Source organism: Pseudomonas sp. Pse35 (assembly GCF_024519715.1).
Taxonomy (GTDB): domain Bacteria; phylum Pseudomonadota; class Gammaproteobacteria; order Pseudomonadales; family Pseudomonadaceae; genus Aquipseudomonas; species Aquipseudomonas paracarnis.
Window position 1 is genome coordinate 1 of record NZ_JALJRP010000046.1, and the last position, 18,697, is coordinate 18,697.

An 18,697-nucleotide genomic window follows, 5' to 3' on the forward strand; every position below is an offset into this window, starting at 1 on the left:
GATTTCTTCAACAACTTCAACCACTTGCGCTTGCGATCTCTCGTAAGCGGGAGGCAAATTCTACAGGGATCGCCATGAACGTCAACCCCTTATCCGCAAAAAAGCTAAAAACCCATTCGCCTATAAAATCAGGATGCCTCGCCGCCTCTTCTATATAAGAAGAAGCGTATAGCCCTAGGGCGTGAATACCCCCTCCCACACAAATGCATCGAACTCCAACCGGAAGAAGCCCGGCCGAGACCTGCGAAAGCGAGGAGCGAGAAAGACTGTTTTTTTAGACCGGCGAATACCGGAAAGGGAAAGCTCAACAGAGATGGTGTCCCAGGGCCGGTTCGAACGGCCAACCTTCCCCTTAGGAGGGGGATGCTCTATCCAATTGAGCTACTGGGACAAATGCTTACCCGGAAGGGCTAGCGACAGACGGCGTGCATCTTAACGGCCGAGGCTGGTTTTGTCATGTCGTCCGTTGGCATTTTGAATGTAGGCCGATCCCTGCGAATGCATTCAAAGCCTCTCGCTGCAGACCAAGGCCTCCAGATGCATCGTGCAAATTGCACTGCGCCAATATGCCATCATTGCAAACTGCAACCTCAAAACCCCACAAATCAAATCTAACTCTTTGTTTTTATTGGCCTAATAGGTTGGCACGACATCTGCTAAGTCATACATACACAACCAATCGTTCCAGGCACCGTGGAGACCATGACTATGAACAGCGCCCTTCTATTAGCACTGAACGCTGTGGCACTGGCCGCGGTGGTGACGTTTCATTTTCAGCCGACCAATACTGAAGACGGCGCGCAAATCAGCCAAGCCATTCCCCACCATCTGCAACAGCGCCCTCAACTCGCACTGATGACTGCCAACCCCCAGCCCCCCATTCGCCTGACCCAAGAAACCCAATCTGCCCCAGCGGCCGAGCATTGGGTTTTCTGAGAAAATATTCATGTCCAAATCTGCCTGGTTATTTCTGTGCCTGACCCTCATGTCCGCCGCACTAGGCCTGGGAGCCACCTCACAACAAGCTCAAATCCTAGCCTTCGTCGCAAGCGCCGTGCTGGGCAGCCTACTGATAATTGCACTCATCAAGGGTCGCCGAATCAAATTCGATCCACTCCTTCGCTAGCCCTCCCCCCGCCGCCCCTTCTCCCTACCTTATGTCGCCTGACACTCGTAAATAGCCGAACAGCTACTAACCTTAAGCTTGCGGGCAAAAGGCCATACCCCTATAGAAAGGACACCCTTCGACTCAGATTCCGCGCTGGCCTGAACGAAGGTTGCCGAGCTTCGCTGCAGCTGCAGGAAATTTTTCCAACCAGTCCGCAAAAACGCAAATCAGTACTGGCATAAAGCCTTTAGGCGGTTCAATATTTGTCACAGAATTGACGCCAATGAAATGGCAAATCTGAGGCATGATGCGGCCTCTTTGCAATTCGCGTTGAACTTTGGTCGTGAGCCTTGTCTTAACACTCATCTTGCGGCCAATTCCAGAAACCGCTCCCCTGAACTAACCGGTTAAATATATGCGCCCATTGAAACAGGCAATTTATTCCAGCCGTACGGCTGACAAATTCGTCGTACGTCTGCCAGACGGAATGCGGGAACGCATTGCCGAGGTGGCTCGCAATCATCACCGCAGCATGAACTCCGAAATCATCGCACGCCTGGAACAAAGCCTTATTCAGGAAGGTGCCTTGGGTGAAGAGTTGAGCATGCGCCTGGACAGCCCCGAGCTGTCACTGCACGAACGCGAACTGCTGCAGCGTTTTCGTCAACTCTCCCACCGCCAGCAAAATGCTCTCGTCTCGCTGATCGCGCACGACGTGGAGGCGGCCGCAGAAGCCAATTGATTGACACCTGAAAGCCGAAGCCAGCCCTGTGCTGGCTTTTTTTTTGCGTCGAGTTTGGGAATAAGAAGCAAAGCGAGGGCAGGTTTGCCCCCGCGGGAAGGGTCAGAGCAGGAAGATCGTTGCCAGGCCCAAGAAGATGAAGAAACCACCACTGTCAGTCATGGCCGTGATCATCACACTGGCACCCATGGCGGGATCGCGACCTAGACGCGCCAGGGTCATGGGGATCAATACCCCCATCAAGGCCGCCAGCAACAGGTTAAGGGTCATGGCCGCAGTCATGACCACACCTAGGGACCAACTGCCGTAGAGCAAGTAGGCCACCACGCCAATCACGCCCCCCCACACCAATCCGTTTATGAGGCCTACAGCCAGTTCCTTGCGCAACAGCCGTGAGGAATTGGCGGTACTGACCTGGTCCAGCGCCATGGCGCGCACGATCATGGTGATGGTCTGGTTCCCGGAGTTGCCGCCAATGCCCGCCACAATCGGCATCAACGCCGCCAAGGCAACCAGCTTCTCGATGGAGCCTTCAAACAACCCGATCACGCGAGAAGCGATAAACGCGGTAATCAGATTGATAGCCAGCCAAGCCCAGCGGTTATGCAGTGAACGCCAGACCGACGCGAAAATATCTTCCTCTTCACGCAAACCCGCCATGTTGAGGACTTCGGTTTCACTTTCCTCACGGATCAAGTCGACGATTTCATCGATGGTCAGACGACCGATCAACTTGCCGTTCTTATCAACCACCGGAGCCGAGATCAAGTCGTAACGCTCGAATGCCTGGGCCGCGTCGTAGGCATCTTCGTCCGGGTGGAAGCTCACGGTATCGCTGGCCATCAGGTCAGCAACTTTTTTCTCCGGATCATTGACCAGCAGGCGCTTGATCGGCAAAACGCCCTTGAGGATGCCCTCATAGTCGACCACAAACAATTTGTCGGTGTGGCCGGGCAACTCTTTGAGGCGGCGCAGGTAACGCAGCACCACTTCCAGGCTGACGTCTTCGCGGATGGTGACCATCTCGAAGTCCATCAGGGCGCCGACCTGATCCTCGTCGTACGACAGCGCGGAACGCACACGCTCACGCTGCTGCGTGTCGAGCGCTTCCATCAACTCATGGACAACATCACGGGGCAGCTCAGGGGCCAGGTCAGCAAGCTCGTCCGCATCCATCTCCTTGGCGGCAGCCAGGAGTTCGTGGTCATCCATGTCGGCGATGAGCGTCTCACGCACCGAGTCCGATACTTCCAGAAGGATGTCACCGTCGCGATCAGCCTTCACCAACTGCCACAGGGTCAGTCGGTCATCCAACGGCAAGGCTTCAAGAATGTAGGCGACGTCGGCGGAGTGCAGGTCATCGAGCTTGCGTTGCAACTCGACGAGGTTTTGCCGGTGAACCAGGTTTTCGACGCGGTCGTGGTTCGGACCTTCCTGGCGGTGCGTGAGGTCTTCGACCACGCGCTGGCGCTGCAGCAGCTCGATAACTTGAGCCAGACGATCCTGCAGGCTTTCTTGTGTTTTCTTTACTTCTACTTCGGTCATAGGCGAACTCCACTCCCAGCAGCGGGGCACGCCGGAAGGATCAATCAGTCAATTCATGATTGGTAAAACGGGGTACTGAGTAACTACTGGGTAAGTCCATGGAGGTATTCCACAAGCCCCGGCGGGGCTGACGGGCGCATGATACACCGCCCGGACGTTTTAAACGTTAAAAAACTGGAAAGAACAAGCGCTTGCACGCCAAAGCTCAGTATTGGCTGCATCTATGAACTGCGACGACGCAGACGCATGGGAAAACACATGAGGAGGGAGAAAAAGGAGGACGCCGGATAAAGCCTATACAAACCCCAGACGGCAAAAAGCCCGCACTAGGCGGGCTTTTTGTTTGTATGGTGCACTCGACAGGATTCGAACCTGTGACCGCTCGGTTCGTAGCCGAGTACTCTATCCAGCTGAGCTACGAGTGCAGATTGTGTTTTTAGACCAGATCACAACTGGTTGAAGCCAAGCTACCTGCATCGCTGCAACTAACTCTTAAATGGTGCACTCGACAGGATTCGAACCTGTGACCGCTCGGTTCGTAGCCGAGTACTCTATCCAGCTGAGCTACGAGTGCATTTGTTGCCGCGCATTATAGGCCGTTCAATCTCTATGTAAAGCTATTTTTTCGAGTATTTTCAACAACTTACCGAAAAAACCAGATTGCAACGTACTAAGCAAATAATGGCGGAGAACGGGGGATTCGAACCCCCGACACCCTTTTGAGGTGTACTCCCTTAGCAGGGGAGCGCCTTCGGCCACTCGGCCAGCTCTCCGCAACACGGGGCGTATATTAACCACGTTCCTCCCCGTTTGCAAACATAAAAAACGATAAAAATTAAAGGCTTGGTTCTTCGTCCTTCTCTTTCTTGATCCGCAGGTAGATTTCCTCGCGGTGGACCGCCACCTCTTTCGGAGCGTTAACCCCAATACGTACTTGATTGCCTTTGACGCCGAGCACGGTCACAGTGATTTCGCCATCACCGATAATCAGGCTTTCTGCGCAACGACGAGTCAGAATCAGCATACCTTTCACCTCACGCATTTCAGTTCAGGAACAACAGTCTGCAAAAAAAAAGCATTCGACCTACAACCAAAAGGTCGTAGCCCTACTCGCTAAGTATTGTCGAGCCCATGCAAAAGACCATGTACCCCACAAAAAAATGAAAGGCGCGGTAAACCGCGCCTTCCTGGCAACGCATCACTCGCCCTGTCGGGCCGGAGCATCCAACTCAAAAGCCGTATGCAGCGCGCGTACAGCCAGCTCCAGGTACTTCTCTTCGAGGACGACCGAGACTTTGATTTCCGAGGTGGAAATCATCTGGATGTTGATACCTTCTTTGGCAAGAGCCCCGAACATACGGCTGGCAACGCCAGCATGGGAACGCATGCCCACCCCGACGATCGACACCTTGGCAATCTTGGTATCGCCGACCACTTCACGGGCGCCAATCTCGCTCGCAGTGTTCTGCAGGATTTTCAATGCTGCATCGTATTCATTGCGATGCACGGTGAAGGTGAAATCGGTGGTGTTGTCGTGCGAAACGTTCTGCACGATCATGTCGACTTCAACATTCGCATCGCTGACAGGCCCCAGAATCTTGAAAGCCACGCCTGGGGTGTCTGGCACGCCACGGATCGTCAGCTTGGCTTCATCGCGATTGAAAGCGATGCCGGAAATGATCGGCTGTTCCATGGATTCCTCTTCATCAATAGTAATGAGGGTGCCCGGACCCTCCTTGAAGCTGTGCAATACGCGCAGCGGAACGTTGTACTTGCCGGCGAACTCCACCGCGCGAATCTGCAACACCTTGGAACCAAGGCTGGCCATTTCCAGCATTTCTTCAAAGGTGATCTTGTCAAGGCGCTGGGCCACTGGCACGACGCGTGGGTCAGTGGTGTAGACGCCATCCACATCGGTATAGATCTGGCATTCGTCAGCCTTGAGCGCTGCCGCCAGGGCCACACCGGTGGTGTCCGAACCGCCACGACCCAGCGTGGTGATGTTGCCGTGCTCATCCACGCCCTGGAAACCCGCTACAACTACCACGCGCCCTGCTTTGAGATCAGTGCGAATTTTCTGATCATCAATCTGCAGGATCCGCGCCTTGGTATGTGCGCTGTCTGTAAGAATGCGCACCTGGCTACCAGTGTAGGACACCGCTGGCACGCCACGCTTGTTCAGCGCCATGGCCAACAGCGCAATGGTTACCTGCTCGCCCGTGGAGACGATCACATCCAGCTCGCGCGGCAGCGGCTGTTGATCACCGCTGATGGCCTTGGCCAGATCGATCAGGCGATTGGTCTCGCCACTCATGGCCGACAGCACCACTACCAGGTCATCGCCAGCATCGCGGAATTTCTTAACCTTGTCGGCGACCTGCTCGATTCTTTCGACAGAACCGACCGAGGTGCCTCCAAATTTCTGTACGATCAAAGCCATTTCCAAGCCGCCTCAGCCCGTAAAGGGGCGCCTAATTTCCAATCCACCCGCACTGAACAAGCCCGTGACTAGACAGACCACGGGCCGGTTAACAGTGCTTTAAATACCTGCCTCGACAAATGGCACGGTCAAGGCCAGCGCCGCGTCCAGGGCTGCGGCATCGACACCACCGCCTTGCGCCATGTCCGGACGACCACCGCCCTTGCCGCCCACTGTCGCAGCGGCTTGCTTCATCAAATCACCGGCTTTGAGTTGGCCAGTCAGGTCCTTGGTTACACCAGCAACCAGAACGACCTTATCCTCATGGACACTGCCGAGCAGGATCACTGCGCGGCCGAGCTTGTTCTTCAACTGATCGACCAAGGCCAACAGCGCCTTGCCATCCTGGCCGTCCAGGCGCGCAGCCAGGACTTTTACGTCCTTGACGTCAACCGCCGCGGCCGACAGGTCATCGCCCGCAGCGCTCGCCGCCTTGGCCTGCAACTGCTCCAGCTGTTTCTCAAGCGCACGGTTGCGCTCCAGCACGGCGGACAGCTTGTCGATCAGGTTGTCGCGGCTGCCCTTGACCAGGCCGGCCGCTTCCCTGAGTTGTTCTTCGGCTGCATTGAGGTAAGCCAGGGCCGCAGCACCGGTTACCGCTTCAATACGACGTACGCCCGAGGCCACACCACCTTCGCTGATGATCTTCAGCAAGCCGATATCGCCGGTGCGGTTGGCGTGGATGCCACCACAGAGTTCTACCGAGAAGCTGCCGCCCATGCTCAGTACGCGGACTTCGTCGCCGTACTTCTCGCCAAACAGCGCCATGGCGCCTTTATTCCTGGCGGTCTCGATATCGGTTTCTTCGGTTTCAACCGGGGTGTTCTTGCGAATCTCGGCGTTGACGATGTCTTCCAGCGCCTTGATCTGCTCAGGCTTGATCGCTTCAAAGTGGCTGAAGTCAAAACGCAGGCGCTGGCTGTCCACCAACGAACCTTTTTGCTGCACGTGCTCGCCCAGTACCTGGCGCAGCGCGGCGTGCAGCAAGTGAGTGGCCGAGTGGTTCAACGCCGTGGCATGCCGTACGTCGGCATCCACCTGGGTGTCTACCGGTGCGCCCACGGTCAAGTTGCCCAGCACCAGCACACCGTGATGCAGGAAAGCCCCGCCGGTCTTGGTGGTGTCGCGCACATCAAAACGACCGGATGTCGAGCTCAGGAAACCGCAATCGCCAATCTGGCCACCCGACTCGGCATAGAAAGGCGTCTGGTCCAGTACCACAACCGCCTCTTCACCTTCGCTCAACACGTCGACCGACTTACCGTCTTTATAGATGGCGACGATCTTGGCCGAGCCCGCAGTCGCCTTGTAGCCGGTGAACTCGGTCGGTACGTCAACCTTGACCAGGGTGTTGTAGTCCAGGCCAAAGGAGCTGGCCGAACGGGCCCGCACGCGCTGGGCTTCCATCTCACGCTCGAAACCGGCTTCGTCGACGGTCAACTCACGCTCGCGGGCGATGTCGGCAGTCAGGTCCATCGGGAAACCATAGGTGTCGTACAGCTTGAACACCACATCACCCGGCACCACGGTGCCTTTGAGTTCAGCCAGGTCCTGTTCCAGAATTTTCAGGCCGTGCTCCAGGGTCTTGGAGAACTGCTCTTCTTCAGCCTTGAGCACCCGCTCGATGTTGCTTTGCTGTTGCTTGAGTTCCGGGAAGGCATCGCCCATCTCGGCAACCAGCGCGGCCACGATCTTGTAGAAGAAGCTGCCGGTAGCGCCCAGCTTGTTACCGTGGCGGCACGCACGACGGATGATGCGACGCAGCACGTAGCCACGGCCTTCGTTGGACGGCAGCACGCCGTCGGCGATAAGAAAACCGCAGGAACGGATGTGGTCCGACACCACCTTGAGCGAAGACTGGCCTTCATTGGCGCAGCCAATGGCCGCCGCCGAGGCGCTCAGCAGGTTGGTGAACAGGTCGATTTCGTAGTTGGAGTGAACGTGCTGCATCACCGCACTGATCCGCTCCAGGCCCATGCCGGTGTCCACCGACGGTGCCGGCAGCGGATGCAACACGCCATCGGCGGTGCGGTTGAACTGCATGAACACGTTGTTCCAGATCTCGATGTAACGGTCGCCGTCTTCTTCCGGCGAACCTGGCGGGCCACCCCAGATATCGTCGCCGTGATCGTAGAAAATCTCGGTGCACGGGCCGCACGGGCCGGTATCGCCCATGGTCCAGAAGTTATCGGACGCGTAGGGCGCGCCTTTGTTGTCACCGATACGGATCATGCGCTCGGCAGGTACACCGATTTCCTGGGTCCAGATGTCATACGCTTCATCGTCCGTCGCGTACACGGTGACCCAGAGCTTTTCCTTGGGCAGCTTCAGCACGCCGGTGAGGAAGGTCCAGGCGAACGTGATCGCATCTTTCTTGAAATAGTCGCCGAAGCTGAAGTTACCCAGCATCTCGAAAAAGGTGTGGTGACGGGCGGTGTAGCCGACGTTTTCCAGGTCACTGTTCTTGCCGCCGGCGCGTACGCACTTCTGGCTGCTGGTAGCGCGGGTGTAGGCGCGCTTTTCCTGGCCCAGGAAGCAGTCCTTGAACTGGTTCATCCCCGCGTTAGTGAACAGCAGGGTTGGGTCATTGCCTGGGATCAAGGAGCTGGAGGCTACACGGGTGTGACCTTGCTCTTCGAAGAAGCGAAGGAAGGCTTCACGGATTTCTGCGCTTTTCATTAGGTTCTTCCACGGAGGCTGCGGCCAAAGGCCAGTGCGCAACATCATCAGACGGAGCGACGGCAAAGGGCCGCATTATATCGGCCCTTTGCCGGTGGTACAGCGTGTTTATGTGATAGAAACAGTCAATTAGACGGCCTGCACTGTCATTTCTGCGAAAACGCGACGAATGTCTGCAGCACTTGCTCGATCTGCGCCCGGCTGACGTCCAGATGGGTGACCATGCGCAGGCGCGGCGCGGCACTCAACTTGACCCCACGCTCGGCCGCAAAGGCCTTCAGCGCCTGCGCCTGATCGCCTACCTGCACATACACCATATTGGTCTGCACCGGCTCGACGCTGTAGCCGGCCTTGCGTAACTCATCGCCCAGCCATTGCGCGTTGGCATGGTCGTCAGCCAGGCGCTGCACCTGATGATCCAGAGCATACAACCCCGCCGCCGCCAGTGAGCCGGCCTGGCGCATGCCGCCGCCGACCATCTTGCGCAAGCGCCGAGCCTTGGCGATCAGCGCCACCGAGCCACACAGCACCGAGCCGACCGGCGCACCGAGGCCCTTGGACAGGCACACCGACACCGAATCGAAATGCTGGGCGATTTCTCGCGCATCCACCCCCAGCTTGACTGCCGCGTTGTAAAGGCGGGCGCCATCCAGGTGCAGGGCCAAGCCGTGCTCGTGGGTAAATGCCCGGGCCTTGGCCAGATAATCCAGCGGCAGCACTTTGCCCTGCATGGTGTTTTCCAGCGCCAGCAGGCGCGTGCGCGCGAAGTGGAAGTCGTCGGGCTTGATGGCTGCAAGCACCTGGTTCAGATCAAGGGAGCCATCAGCTTGCACTTCCAGGGGCTGCGGCTGGATCGACCCCAGCACCGCCGCACCGCCACCTTCGTATTTGTAGGTGTGGGCCTGCTGGCCGACGATGTATTCCTCGCCGCGCTCACAGTGAGCCATCAACGCCAGGAGGTTGCTCATGGTGCCGGTGGGTACGAACAGCGCCGCGGCAAAGCCCAGGCGCTTGGCCAACTCGGCCTCCAAGCGGTTGACGCTGGGGTCTTCACCATAAACATCATCGCCGCTGACGGCGCTGGCCATTGCGTCGAGCATGCCGGGAGTAGGTTGGGTCACTGTGTCGCTGCGCAGGTCGATCACGGTCATGAAGGGGGCCTCTAACGGAGTGGATAAGTCCTTTTGTGTGTGATTACTGCGGGCAAAGCCACGGAATATCAAGCCCCTATTGCATTCATTCGAATACCAACCAATCAAACCGATATAAGTTATCGAGACGGCAGCCGTGCAGTTTTCGAAAAACCATGTTAAAAACTCTGCGCCGCCAGGGTTCTGGTGGCAACGTTCTCAGGGCGGGGTGCAATTCCCCACCGGCGGTAATTGCACGCAATGTGCATAGCCCGCGAGCGCTTGGCGCCTCGAACTGCTCAGGCAGGACGGCGACGAGGTCAGCAGACCCGGTGTGATCCCGGGGCCGACGGTCATAGTCCGGATGAAGAGAGAACGGGATTGGCACCTAAGGGCCGCGCGCCTGTTTGCGCATGCGTACCCTTAAATCCCATTCGATTCATAACGCCCTGTTTTTTTCTTAAACAGGAGTCAGAACATGCAACCCACCGCAATCGACAGCAAAAGCAAAAACCATCACGGCGAGCGCGTCGCGTTTATCCAGGCCTGCTGGCACAAGGATATTGTCGACCAGTCGCGCAAAGGCTTCCTCGCCGAAATGATCGCCCAGGGTTATCAGGAATCGGACATCGACTTCTTCGAAGTCGGCGGCGCCTTTGAAATGCCCCTACACGCCAAGTTGCTGGCCAAGACCGGCCGTTACGCCGGGATCGTCGCTGCCGCGCTGGTGGTGGACGGCGGCATCTACCGTCACGAATTCGTCGCGCAATCAGTGGTCAGCGGCCTGATGCAGGTGCAGTTGGAAACTGAAGTGCCGGTGTTCTCGGTGTCCCTGACGCCGCACCACTTCCATGCCGGCAGCGAGCACACCACGTTCTTCTATGAGCACTTCGTGCACAAGGGTCAGGAAGCTGCGCGTACCTGCGCCGATACACTGCACAAAGTGCGGGCGATCCGTCGTAGCGAGCCGCGTGCGGTAGCGGTCTAAATCCAAGCCTCACCGCAAACCAGTGTGGGAGCTGGCTTGCCTGCGATGCAGACACCTGGGGTGTATCAGTGATACCCAGGTGATGCTATCGCAGGCGAGCCAGCTCCCACATTGGACTGAGCCAGACTTGGCTCTCAGGCCAGGCCGGCATCGGTGGTGGGCACGATCAATATCCCGGCGCGCAAGCCGTTCTTCACCTTTGGGTTGGGGAAGATGATGCGGGCGCCCTCCTCCTCGATCACCCAGCGGGTCTTGGCCACGTCTTCGGCCAGCAGGTAGCCTTTTTCCAATTCCGAAAAGTTTTCCACATCTGCGGGCAGGTGCAGCAGGAAGGCGTCGCTGTGCTTGATCACTTCCCGTGCAACGGCGAAGAGCTTCAGGCCGTCGAGGTTGCCGGTCTCAGGCTCGTTGCCCTCGATGATCTGCTTCAGACGCACTTCCAGGCGCGACACGTCCACACCGTCGTTCTGCCCGAACGGGCGCGCCTTGCCCAACTCCAGGGTAAAAGCCTCGGCGCCGAGTTGCTCGTAGGTAAAAGCGGTGAAGGTAATCGAGGTTTTGTTCTGCAGCAGCACCGCCTGCATGCCGGCCGCGTTCAAGCGCTCCAGCTCACGGCGCGAATGCTGTCGGTCTTCCTTCCACGGGTACAACGCGAACTGCTCGATTTTTGAACCACGAATCGCGGTATGCAGGTCGTAATGCAGGCGCGAGCGGCCAGGCAGGCTGAAAAAGCTGCGGGCCAATTGCTCAAGCTCGGCGGCGCGCATGGCTTCGGGGCCGATGTTTTGTTCATGACGGCCATTGAACAGCCGGTTGACGTCCAGCTCGAGGTAACGCTCACCGCGGCGCATGGCCTCGGTATTACCGAACAGGAACAGAATACGGGTGCGGGGTTTGATCTCCCCGCGGGCAATGCCATGCAACAGGCGGTCGAGCAATTCGATCGGCGCGGTTTCGTTGCCATGGATGCCGGACGACAGCAGCAAGTCGCTGCCGTTGTCCAGAGCTTCAGGAGGACGCACTTCAAGCGCGCCTTCGCTGAGCCAGCGCATCTGCACGCCGTCGACAGTCAGTTGAATTTTTTGCGCCGGTTCACGACCGGCGAGGGTCAGTTCAAGCAGTTTGCCGAGGGCGAGCATAAGCAGCTTCCTTAGTGGTTGCAGCCTGGGCCATGGACGTGATCGTCGTCGTCACCTTCAACGTCGGCCGGTTCCATTTCCAGCTGCAGGCTCATCAGGTTGGTGGCCAATGGGCGCATCAGCAGGTTGGCGTACTCGGCGTCGCCCTCCTCTACGTCTACGCCAATCAGCAGTTGGCCGCGGCCATCGTGCTGGATCCAGATCTCCTTGCCCTGCCAGACCACGGCGACGCGGGTGCAGGAGGTTTCCAGCTGGGTGCCGTCGGTGTCTTCAAGGATGAGTTTCAGGGTGTCGGTCATAAATAAAATATCTCAGCCGTGTGGCATTAATTGATCTGGAAAGGATAAACCGAGCCCAGTTTAAGGATTTGCGTCAGTTCATCCAGTGCCGTCCGGCACTCAAGCAGCAACTGCGGGTCAGCCAGGTCGGTTTCGCGCAGGCTGTCACGGTAGTGCTTGCCCACCCAATGGGTCAGGGTTTCGTACAACGGCGCGGTCATGATAACCCCTGGGTTCACGGCCGCCAGCTCGGTTTCGTTCAACGCCACGCGCAGGCGCAGGCACGCCGGCCCACCGCCATTCTGCATGCTTTGCTTGAGGTCGAAGACCTTGACTTCGCGGATCAACCCGCCGGAAACGGTCAAGCCTTGCAGGTACTGCCACACGCGCTCATTGGCGCGGCACTCTTCCGGCACGATCAGCAGCATCGAACCATCAGGACGAGTCAGCAACTGGCTGTTGAACAGGTAGGAACGCACCGCGTCCTCGACACTGACCAACGCGCGGGGCACACACACCGACTGGAAGTTGCCGCCCAGCTTGCTCAACTTGCCGTGCAGTTCGGCGAGCATCTGTTCGGTATTGAGGAACGCATCCTCGTGATAGAACAGCACCTCGCCGTTGCCCACCGCGATCACATCGTTGTGGAACACACCGGCATCGATCACCGCAGGGTTCTGCTGGGCGTAGACCACACCGTCATCCTTCAAGCCATGCAGGCGCGCAACGGCCTGGGAGGCTTCGAGGGTCTGGCGCGCCGGGTACTTCTGTGGGGCCGGGTAACGGGGGTCGAAAGCACTACGGCCGAAGACGAAAAACTCCACGCCCGCCTCACCGTACTCACGGCAGAAACGCGTGTGGTTGGCCGCACCTTCATCGCCAAACTGCGCCACGGCCGGCAAGGCGGCGTGGTGAGCGAAATGCTTGCCATCGGCGAACATCGCCCCCAGCACGCGGCTGGTGGTGGGGTGCTCGATGCTGCGGTGGTATTTGCAATTGAGGTTGGCAGCGGTGAAATGCACGCGGCCGTCTGCGGTGTCGGCGCTTGGGCTGACGGTGGCGGCGTTGGCTACCCACATGCTGGATGCCGAGCAGCTCGCTACCAGCAAAGGCATGGCCTGCCTGGCAGCCTGCTCGATCACCTGGGCGTCGGTGCCGCTGAAACCCAAGCTGCGCAAGGCAGCTACATCCGGGCGCTCCTGAGGCGCCAATACACCTTGCACAAAGCCCATGTCCATCAGGGCTTTCATTTTCTGCAGGCCCTGCAACGCCGCTTCCTTCGGGTTGGAAGACTGCTGGCTGTTGCTTTGGGACGCGACGTTGCCGAAGGACAAACCGCCGTAGTTATGGGTCGGCCCCACTAGACCGTCAAAATTGACTTCACAGGATTTCATCGGCGAGGCTCCACGAACATCTGTTTTTATAGGCATCAACTGCAGGTCTATATCTGTTAACCCGACCCAGTGTGGGAGCTGGCTTGCCTGCGATGCAGTCGACTCGGTCTTTCAGCCAAACCGAGGTGATGCCATCGCAGCGATGCGGCGATCCGACAAGCCAGCTCCCACATTAGATCGGTGTCACCCTTACTTCAGCGTTATGCCGGGGGTCAGCGTGGCTGGCACGACCAAGCTCGGCGTCTCCAGCGAAGCCACCGGGTACGCGCAATAATCCGCCGCGTAATAGGCACTGGCGCGATGATTGCCCGACGCCCCGACACCACCGAACGGCGCGGTACTGGCAGCGCCGGTCAACTGCTTGTTCCAGTTGACGATACCGGCGCGGCTTTCCAGCCAGAACTGCTGGTAACGCGCTTCGGAGTCCGACAACAGGCCAGCGGCCAGGCCGTACTGGGTGTTGTTGGCCTCAGCGATGGCACCGGCAAAATCCGCATAGCGGATCACCTGCAGCAGCGGGCCGAACAGCTCTTCGTCTTCACGTTCCGTCACCCCGGTTACGTCGATGATTCCAGGGGTCAACAATGCGGCCTGAGCCTGAGGCTGGGTCATTTCCAGCAGTGCCACGGCGCCATTGGCCAACATCAGTTCCTGGGCTTGCATCAAGGCTCTGGCCGCAGCCAGGGAGATCACCGACCCCATGAACGGCGCCGGTTGCTGATCGAAAGCGCCCACTTCAATGCTCGCACTCACCGCCACCAGGCGCGCCAGCAAGGCATCGCCCCAGGCACCTTGCGGCACCAGCAAGCGGCGCGCGCAGGTGCAACGCTGGCCCGCCGAGATAAACGCCGACTGGATGATGGTGTACACCGCCGCATCCACGTCGGCGACTTCGTCCACGACCAGCGGGTTATTACCGCCCATTTCCAGGGCCAGGATCTTGTCAGGGCGCCCTGAGAATTGCTGGTGCAAGTGATTGCCGGTGCGGCTGGAGCCGGTAAAGAACAGGCCGTCGATGCCTGGGTTGGCCGCCAGGGCGATGCCGGTTTCCCGCGCGCCTTGCAGCAGGTTCAGCACGCCCGCCGGCAAACCGGCTTCGATCCAGCACTGTACGGTCAGCTCGGCGACCTTGGGGGTCAGCTCGCTCGGCTTGAACAGCACGGTATTGCCCGCCAGCAACGCCGGGACGATGTGCCCATTGGGCAAGTGCCCAGGGAAGTTGTAAGGGCCGAATACCGCCACCACACCGTGGGGTTTATGGCGCAACACAGCGGTGGCGTCGCCCAGGGGGCCGCTCTTCTCGCCGGTACGCTCGCGGTAGCTTTGCACCGAGATCGCAATCTTGTTGGCCATGCTGGTGACTTCAGTGGCCGACTCCCACAGTGGCTTGCCGGTTTCTTCGCCAATGCAGCGGGCGATTTCATCGGCACGGCTTTTAAGCGTAGCGGCGAAGGTTTCCAGCACGCTGATGCGTTCTTCGAGCGGGCGCTTGGCCCATGCCGGGAATGCCTGACGCGCAGCCTGCACGGCGGATTCGACCTGTTCAGCACTGGCACCATTGCCAGCCCACAGCACTTGCTGAGTCACCGGGTTGCGCGATTCAAACAGCTCACCCTGGCCAGCCAGCCAGCTACCTGCGATATACAGCGAATTCATTATTTGGACTCCCGAGCAGCAGACAACGCAACAGCACGTACTTGATCACCCACCACCAATTGCAGGCGCTTGGCGGTCTGTGGATCGACCACCAGCGTACCTGCCGCCAGACGGGCCGGAGCGGCGGTGATACGGCATTCTTCGCGCTTGCGGTTATGGATCAGGAACGGCGTGGCGTCGTCCCCCGGCGTGCCGATGGCCAACACCAGTGACTGGCTGTCGCGCACCGCACGGATCTTGCTGGTTTCACATTCCACCGCCGGGCCGGCGTCGAAAATATCCACATAGCCCTGGTAGCTGAAGCCTTCGCTCTTGAGCATGCTCAGCGCCGGCTCGGTGTCCGGGTGGACCTTGCCGATCACATTGCGCGCGTCTTCGGAGAGAAAGCAGCTGTACAGCGGGAACTTGGGCATCAGCTCGGCGATAAACGCCTTGTTGCCCACGCCCGTGAGGTAGTCGGCCTGGCTGAACTCCATCTTGAAGAAGTGCCGGCCCAGGCTTTCCCAGAACGGCGAACGCCCGGCGTCGTTGGACACACCGCGCATCTCGGCAATGATCTTGTTGCCGAACAGTTGCGGGAACTCGGCGATAAACAACATGCGCGCCTTGGCCAGCATGCGACCGTTGAGGCCGTTGCGGTAATCGGCATGCAAAAACAACGAGCACAATTCGGAATTACCGGTGAGGTCGTTGGCCAGGAACAGAGTCGGTATCTCACGGTAGATATTCAGTTCCTGGGAAGCGCTGACAGTCAGCCCAACCCGGAAGTTGTACCACGGCTCGCGCAGGCCAACGGCGCCAGCGATGGCGGAGATTCCCACCACGCGGCCTTCGTCGTTTTCCAGCACGAACAGGTAGTCGGCATCGCCGCGCCCGGCTTCGCCGCGAAAGGTTTTTTCCGCCCAGCCCACCCGGTGGGTCAGGCGCTCTTCGTTGGCCGGCAAGGTGGTGAGGCCGGTGCCAGTGCTGCGCGCCAGGTCTATCAGGGCCGGTAAATCGCTGCTGCGTACGGGACGAACGATCATGCTATCTCCTCGAACGGGCCGCTGTTGTCAGCCACCCGCGAAACTCTCTTTTTAAACCGCAACCAGGCGCACACTGGCGCCTTCGCCAACGCCCAGCGCTTCGGCTGCCGCCAGGTCCAGGGTCACTGGTTTGCCGGGCGCGTAGTCCAGCTCCAGCATCACCGCACGGTAATCCTGCAACTGCGCGTTGCTCACCAGGTACTGGCGGCCAATCCCCTTGACCATCTCACCGATTTTCACTGGCACCACGCGGCTCTGGGCAATCGAGCGAATGCCCGACACCCGGGCGTGCAGCGTCGGGCCACCGTCGAAGATGTCGATGTAATGGTCAGTTTCGAAACCTTCACGCATGAGGATGTCGAAGGTGATTTGCGCACGCGGGTGCACCTGGCCCATGGCTTCTTGCGCTTCGTCCGGCAGCAGCGGCACGTAGATCGGATAGTGCGGCATCAGCTCGGCGAGGAAGGTACGGCTTTTCAGCCCGCACAGGCGCTCGGCGGCGGCGTAGTTGAGGTCGAAGAAATTGCGGCCAATGGCATCCCAGAACGGCGAGTCACCGTTCTCGTCGCTGTAGCCGACAATCTCGGTCACCACCGAGTCGGCAAAGCGCTCGGGATGGCTGGCGACAAACAGCAGTCGGCCACGGGAATTGAGTTCCGACCACGGCGAACCGACCAGCGCAGGCTTCACGTAGAAACTGGTGAGCAGGCTGTTGCCGGTAAGGTCGTGGCACTGGGAAAGCACGTGGATCTTGTTGTGGATCTTCAGCTCGCGGGAGGCGTGCACGAAGGTCTCGTTACGAAAGCTATAGAACGGCTCGGAGTAACCGGCCGAGGCCACGATGGCCGAGCAGCCGGCGAGCTTGCCGGTCTCGGTGTCTTCCAGCACGAAGAAATAGCTCTCTTCACCGTTGAAACTCACCTCGGCCGCAAAAGAAGCTTCGCTGGCCGCGATCTTGTCGCTCAGGCGTTCCACATCATCCGGCAAGGAGGTGACACCAATCGGGCTGTCCGCAGCCAGACGCTGTACCTCGCCCAGATCAGCCATTTGCGCGGGGCGCATCACCAGCATGGTGTCACTCCTTAACTCGAAAACTCACAGAGGAAAAAATGCCGGACACAGGCCCTGGATACACATCGGTCTCAATGTGTCAGCAGATCCATGTGGGAGCTGGCTTGCCGGCGATACAGGCAACTCGGTATATCAATGTCACCGAGGTGATGCTATCGCAGGCAAGCCAGCTCCCACATGTGTTCAGGTCCGGCCAATAAAATGTGTCGCTATCAGGCTTGCGTCAACGTCTTCACAGCACGCTCAAAACGATCCAGGCCTTCATTGATGTCCGCCTCTTCCACCACCAGGCTCGGCGCAAAACGCACCACGTCGGGGCCGGCTTGCAGGATCATCAGGTTTTCTTTCTCGGCCGCGTTGAACACGTCCTTGGCCTTGCCTTTGAAGGCATCGCTGAGTACGCAACCGATCAACAAGCCCATGCCACGCACTTGGGTGAAGATGCCGTACTGCTTGCCGATCTGCTCCAGGCGCGCCTTGAACAGGTCGTGCTTGGCATTCACACCCGCCAGCACTTCTGGGGTGTTGATCACGTCGATCACCGCTTCCGCTACCGCGCACGCCAGCGGGTTGCCGCCGTAGGTGGTGCCGTGGGTGCCGACTACCAGGTGCTTGGCCAGGTCTTCACGGGTCAGCATCGCCGCAATCGGGAAGCCGCCGCCCAGGCTCTTGGCGCTGGTGAGGATGTCCGGGGTCACGCCGTAATGCTGGTAGGCAAACAGGTGTCCGCTGCGGCCCATGCCGGTTTGCACTTCGTCGAACACCAGCAGCGCGTCGTTCGCGTCGCACAGTTCGCGGGCGCCTTGCAGGTAAGCCAGTTCGGCTGGCAGTACGCCGCCTTCACCTTGGATCGGCTCCAGCACCACGGCGCAGGTCTTGTCCGACACCGCGGCTTTCAATGCGGCCAGGTCGTTATAAGGAACGTGGGTGATGCCGGTGATTTTAGGCCCGAAACCATCGGAGTACTTCGACTGGCCACCGACGTTGACGGTGAACAGGGTACGGCCGTGGAAGCTGTTCAGCGCGGCGATGATCTCGTACTTCTCGCTGCCAAAACGGTCGAACGCCACGCGACGGGCCAGCTTGAAGGCGGCCTCGTTGGCTTCGGCGCCGGAGTTGCAGAAGAACACGCGCTCGGCAAAGGTGGCGTCGATCAGCTTGTGGGCCAGGCGCAGCGCCGGCTCATTGGTGAACACGTTGGAGACGTGCCAGAGTTTGTTGGCCTGTTCGGTCAAGGCACCGACCAGTGCCGGATGGGCGTGGCCTAGAACGTTAACCGCGATGCCGCCGGCAAAGTCGATCAGCTCTCGACCGGCCTGGTCCCACACGCGCGAACCTTGGCCACGCACAGGAATAAAGGCAGCAGGTGCGTAGTTGGGCACCATCACCTGGTCGAAATCGGCACGTTGCACCGGGGCTTGCTCAACGGACATCGGAGTCTCCTGAAGAGGAACGCCTGCCTG

Annotated in this window: 17 protein-coding genes, 4 tRNA genes and 1 riboswitch; of the genes, 4 read left to right on the plus strand and 17 right to left on the minus strand. The window is 59.1% G+C overall.

Annotation, left to right across the window (positions count from 1 at the left end; genetic code table 11):
* Window positions 1–314 precede the first annotated feature (314 nt).
* Window positions 315–391, minus strand: a tRNA-Arg gene (locus OC445_RS25065).
* Window positions 392–708: 317 nt separating this feature from the next.
* Here OC445_RS25065 and OC445_RS25070 point away from each other — a divergent pair.
* Window positions 709–936, plus strand: a complete 228-nt coding sequence (locus OC445_RS25070) for a hypothetical protein (RefSeq protein WP_054896750.1) — start codon at window positions 709–711, stop codon at window positions 934–936.
* A gap of 10 nt (window positions 937–946) precedes the next feature.
* Entirely contained in the window at window positions 947–1,126 is a 180-nt protein-coding gene (locus OC445_RS25075; RefSeq protein ID WP_054896749.1) for a PA3371 family protein, read from the plus strand.
* 123 nt (window positions 1,127–1,249) lie between these two features.
* Here OC445_RS25075 and OC445_RS25080 read toward each other — a convergent pair whose 3' ends face one another.
* Window positions 1,250–1,474, minus strand: a complete 225-nt coding sequence (locus tag OC445_RS25080) for a hypothetical protein (RefSeq protein WP_103299870.1) — start codon at window positions 1,472–1,474, stop codon at window positions 1,250–1,252.
* Window positions 1,475–1,523: 49 nt separating this feature from the next.
* Here OC445_RS25080 and OC445_RS25085 point away from each other — a divergent pair, with 49 nt between their 5' ends.
* The gene (locus tag OC445_RS25085; protein ID WP_003193592.1) at window positions 1,524–1,850 is read left to right on the plus strand and encodes an Arc family DNA-binding protein; all 327 of its coding nucleotides are present in this window, start codon (window positions 1,524–1,526) and stop codon (window positions 1,848–1,850) included.
* Between the two features lie 102 nt (window positions 1,851–1,952).
* On the opposite strand, the gene mgtE is transcribed toward OC445_RS25085, so the two are convergent.
* The 8 genes from mgtE to ltaE all read right to left on the minus strand — a co-directional run bounded on the left by mgtE (window position 1,953) and on the right by ltaE (window position 9,704).
* Window positions 1,953–3,395, minus strand: coding sequence for a magnesium transporter (gene mgtE / locus OC445_RS25090; protein ID WP_003193593.1), 1,443 nt, complete (start codon window positions 3,393–3,395; stop codon window positions 1,953–1,955).
* 348 nt (window positions 3,396–3,743) lie between these two features.
* Window positions 3,744–3,820 (minus strand) — tRNA-Arg (locus OC445_RS25095).
* A 72-nt stretch (window positions 3,821–3,892) separates the two neighbouring features.
* A tRNA-Arg gene (locus tag OC445_RS25100) sits at window positions 3,893–3,969 on the minus strand.
* A gap of 108 nt (window positions 3,970–4,077) precedes the next feature.
* Window positions 4,078–4,168, minus strand: a tRNA-Ser gene (locus OC445_RS25105).
* Between the two features lie 62 nt (window positions 4,169–4,230).
* Window positions 4,231–4,419 (minus strand): carbon storage regulator CsrA, encoded by a 189-nt coding sequence (gene csrA, locus OC445_RS25110; protein ID WP_003175645.1) that lies wholly within the window; start codon window positions 4,417–4,419, stop codon window positions 4,231–4,233.
* 174 nt (window positions 4,420–4,593) lie between these two features.
* Window positions 4,594–5,835 carry an aspartate kinase gene (locus OC445_RS25115; protein ID WP_003193595.1) on the minus strand — a complete coding sequence of 414 codons (1,242 nt, stop codon included), beginning with the start codon at window positions 5,833–5,835 and terminating at the stop codon, window positions 4,594–4,596.
* A 99-nt stretch (window positions 5,836–5,934) separates the two neighbouring features.
* Complete coding sequence (alaS, locus tag OC445_RS25120; protein WP_198790616.1) at window positions 5,935–8,553, minus strand: alanine--tRNA ligase; 2,619 nt, start codon at window positions 8,551–8,553, stop codon at window positions 5,935–5,937.
* A gap of 146 nt (window positions 8,554–8,699) precedes the next feature.
* Window positions 8,700–9,704 (minus strand): low-specificity L-threonine aldolase, encoded by a 1,005-nt coding sequence (ltaE, locus tag OC445_RS25125; RefSeq protein WP_057975159.1) that lies wholly within the window; start codon window positions 9,702–9,704, stop codon window positions 8,700–8,702.
* A 190-nt stretch (window positions 9,705–9,894) separates the two neighbouring features.
* Window positions 9,895–10,064: riboswitch (FMN riboswitch) on the plus strand.
* A 97-nt stretch (window positions 10,065–10,161) separates the two neighbouring features.
* Between ltaE and OC445_RS25130 the strand changes: the two genes are divergently transcribed.
* Complete coding sequence (locus tag OC445_RS25130; RefSeq protein ID WP_003193604.1) at window positions 10,162–10,671, plus strand: 6,7-dimethyl-8-ribityllumazine synthase; 510 nt, start codon at window positions 10,162–10,164, stop codon at window positions 10,669–10,671.
* A gap of 134 nt (window positions 10,672–10,805) precedes the next feature.
* Here OC445_RS25130 and astE read toward each other — a convergent pair whose 3' ends face one another.
* From astE to OC445_RS25165, 7 genes are all read right to left on the minus strand, one after another.
* Window positions 10,806–11,810, minus strand: a complete 1,005-nt coding sequence (astE, locus tag OC445_RS25135) for a succinylglutamate desuccinylase (protein ID WP_034128465.1) — start codon at window positions 11,808–11,810, stop codon at window positions 10,806–10,808.
* Window positions 11,811–11,821: 11 nt separating this feature from the next.
* Window positions 11,822–12,109, minus strand: a complete 288-nt coding sequence (locus tag OC445_RS25140; protein WP_003175651.1) for a hypothetical protein — start codon at window positions 12,107–12,109, stop codon at window positions 11,822–11,824.
* A 26-nt stretch (window positions 12,110–12,135) separates the two neighbouring features.
* Window positions 12,136–13,482: an N-succinylarginine dihydrolase gene (astB, locus tag OC445_RS25145; protein WP_236282776.1), complete on the minus strand. Its 1,347-nt coding sequence runs from the start codon at window positions 13,480–13,482 to the stop codon at window positions 12,136–12,138.
* A 189-nt stretch (window positions 13,483–13,671) separates the two neighbouring features.
* Window positions 13,672–15,141: a succinylglutamate-semialdehyde dehydrogenase gene (gene astD / locus OC445_RS25150; RefSeq protein WP_198790664.1), complete on the minus strand. Its 1,470-nt coding sequence runs from the start codon at window positions 15,139–15,141 to the stop codon at window positions 13,672–13,674.
* Entirely contained in the window at window positions 15,138–16,163 is a 1,026-nt protein-coding gene (gene astA / locus OC445_RS25155; RefSeq protein ID WP_003193612.1) for an arginine N-succinyltransferase, read from the minus strand. Before astA ends, astD begins: the two co-directional genes overlap by 4 nt.
* Before the next feature lie 51 nt (window positions 16,164–16,214).
* Entirely contained in the window at window positions 16,215–17,234 is a 1,020-nt protein-coding gene (gene aruF, locus OC445_RS25160) for an arginine/ornithine succinyltransferase subunit alpha (RefSeq protein WP_262020423.1), read from the minus strand.
* A 212-nt stretch (window positions 17,235–17,446) separates the two neighbouring features.
* Window positions 17,447–18,667 carry an aspartate aminotransferase family protein gene (locus OC445_RS25165; RefSeq protein ID WP_034128468.1) on the minus strand — a complete coding sequence of 407 codons (1,221 nt, stop codon included), beginning with the start codon at window positions 18,665–18,667 and terminating at the stop codon, window positions 17,447–17,449.
* Between the last annotated feature and the right edge of the window lie 30 nt (window positions 18,668–18,697).

Coding starts and splice junctions, on each gene's coding strand:
- OC445_RS25070 (WP_054896750.1), top strand. CDS start 709: ATGAACAGCGCCCTTCTATTAGCACTGAACGCTGTGGCACTGGCCGCG.
- OC445_RS25075 (WP_054896749.1), top strand. CDS start 947: ATGTCCAAATCTGCCTGGTTATTTCTGTGCCTGACCCTCATGTCCGCC.
- OC445_RS25080 (WP_103299870.1), bottom strand. CDS start 1,474: ATGAGTGTTAAGACAAGGCTCACGACCAAAGTTCAACGCGAATTGCAA.
- OC445_RS25085 (WP_003193592.1), top strand. CDS start 1,524: ATGCGCCCATTGAAACAGGCAATTTATTCCAGCCGTACGGCTGACAAA.
- mgtE (WP_003193593.1), bottom strand. CDS start 3,395: ATGACCGAAGTAGAAGTAAAGAAAACACAAGAAAGCCTGCAGGATCGT.
- csrA (WP_003175645.1), bottom strand. CDS start 4,419: ATGCTGATTCTGACTCGTCGTTGCGCAGAAAGCCTGATTATCGGTGAT.
- OC445_RS25115 (WP_003193595.1), bottom strand. CDS start 5,835: ATGGCTTTGATCGTACAGAAATTTGGAGGCACCTCGGTCGGTTCTGTC.
- alaS (WP_198790616.1), bottom strand. CDS start 8,553: ATGAAAAGCGCAGAAATCCGTGAAGCCTTCCTTCGCTTCTTCGAAGAG.
- ltaE (WP_057975159.1), bottom strand. CDS start 9,704: ATGACCGTGATCGACCTGCGCAGCGACACAGTGACCCAACCTACTCCC.
- OC445_RS25130 (WP_003193604.1), top strand. CDS start 10,162: ATGCAACCCACCGCAATCGACAGCAAAAGCAAAAACCATCACGGCGAG.
- astE (WP_034128465.1), bottom strand. CDS start 11,810: ATGCTCGCCCTCGGCAAACTGCTTGAACTGACCCTCGCCGGTCGTGAA.
- OC445_RS25140 (WP_003175651.1), bottom strand. CDS start 12,109: ATGACCGACACCCTGAAACTCATCCTTGAAGACACCGACGGCACCCAG.
- astB (WP_236282776.1), bottom strand. CDS start 13,482: ATGAAATCCTGTGAAGTCAATTTTGACGGTCTAGTGGGGCCGACCCAT.
- astA (WP_003193612.1), bottom strand. CDS start 16,163: ATGATCGTTCGTCCCGTACGCAGCAGCGATTTACCGGCCCTGATAGAC.
- aruF (WP_262020423.1), bottom strand. CDS start 17,234: ATGCTGGTGATGCGCCCCGCGCAAATGGCTGATCTGGGCGAGGTACAG.
- OC445_RS25165 (WP_034128468.1), bottom strand. CDS start 18,667: ATGTCCGTTGAGCAAGCCCCGGTGCAACGTGCCGATTTCGACCAGGTG.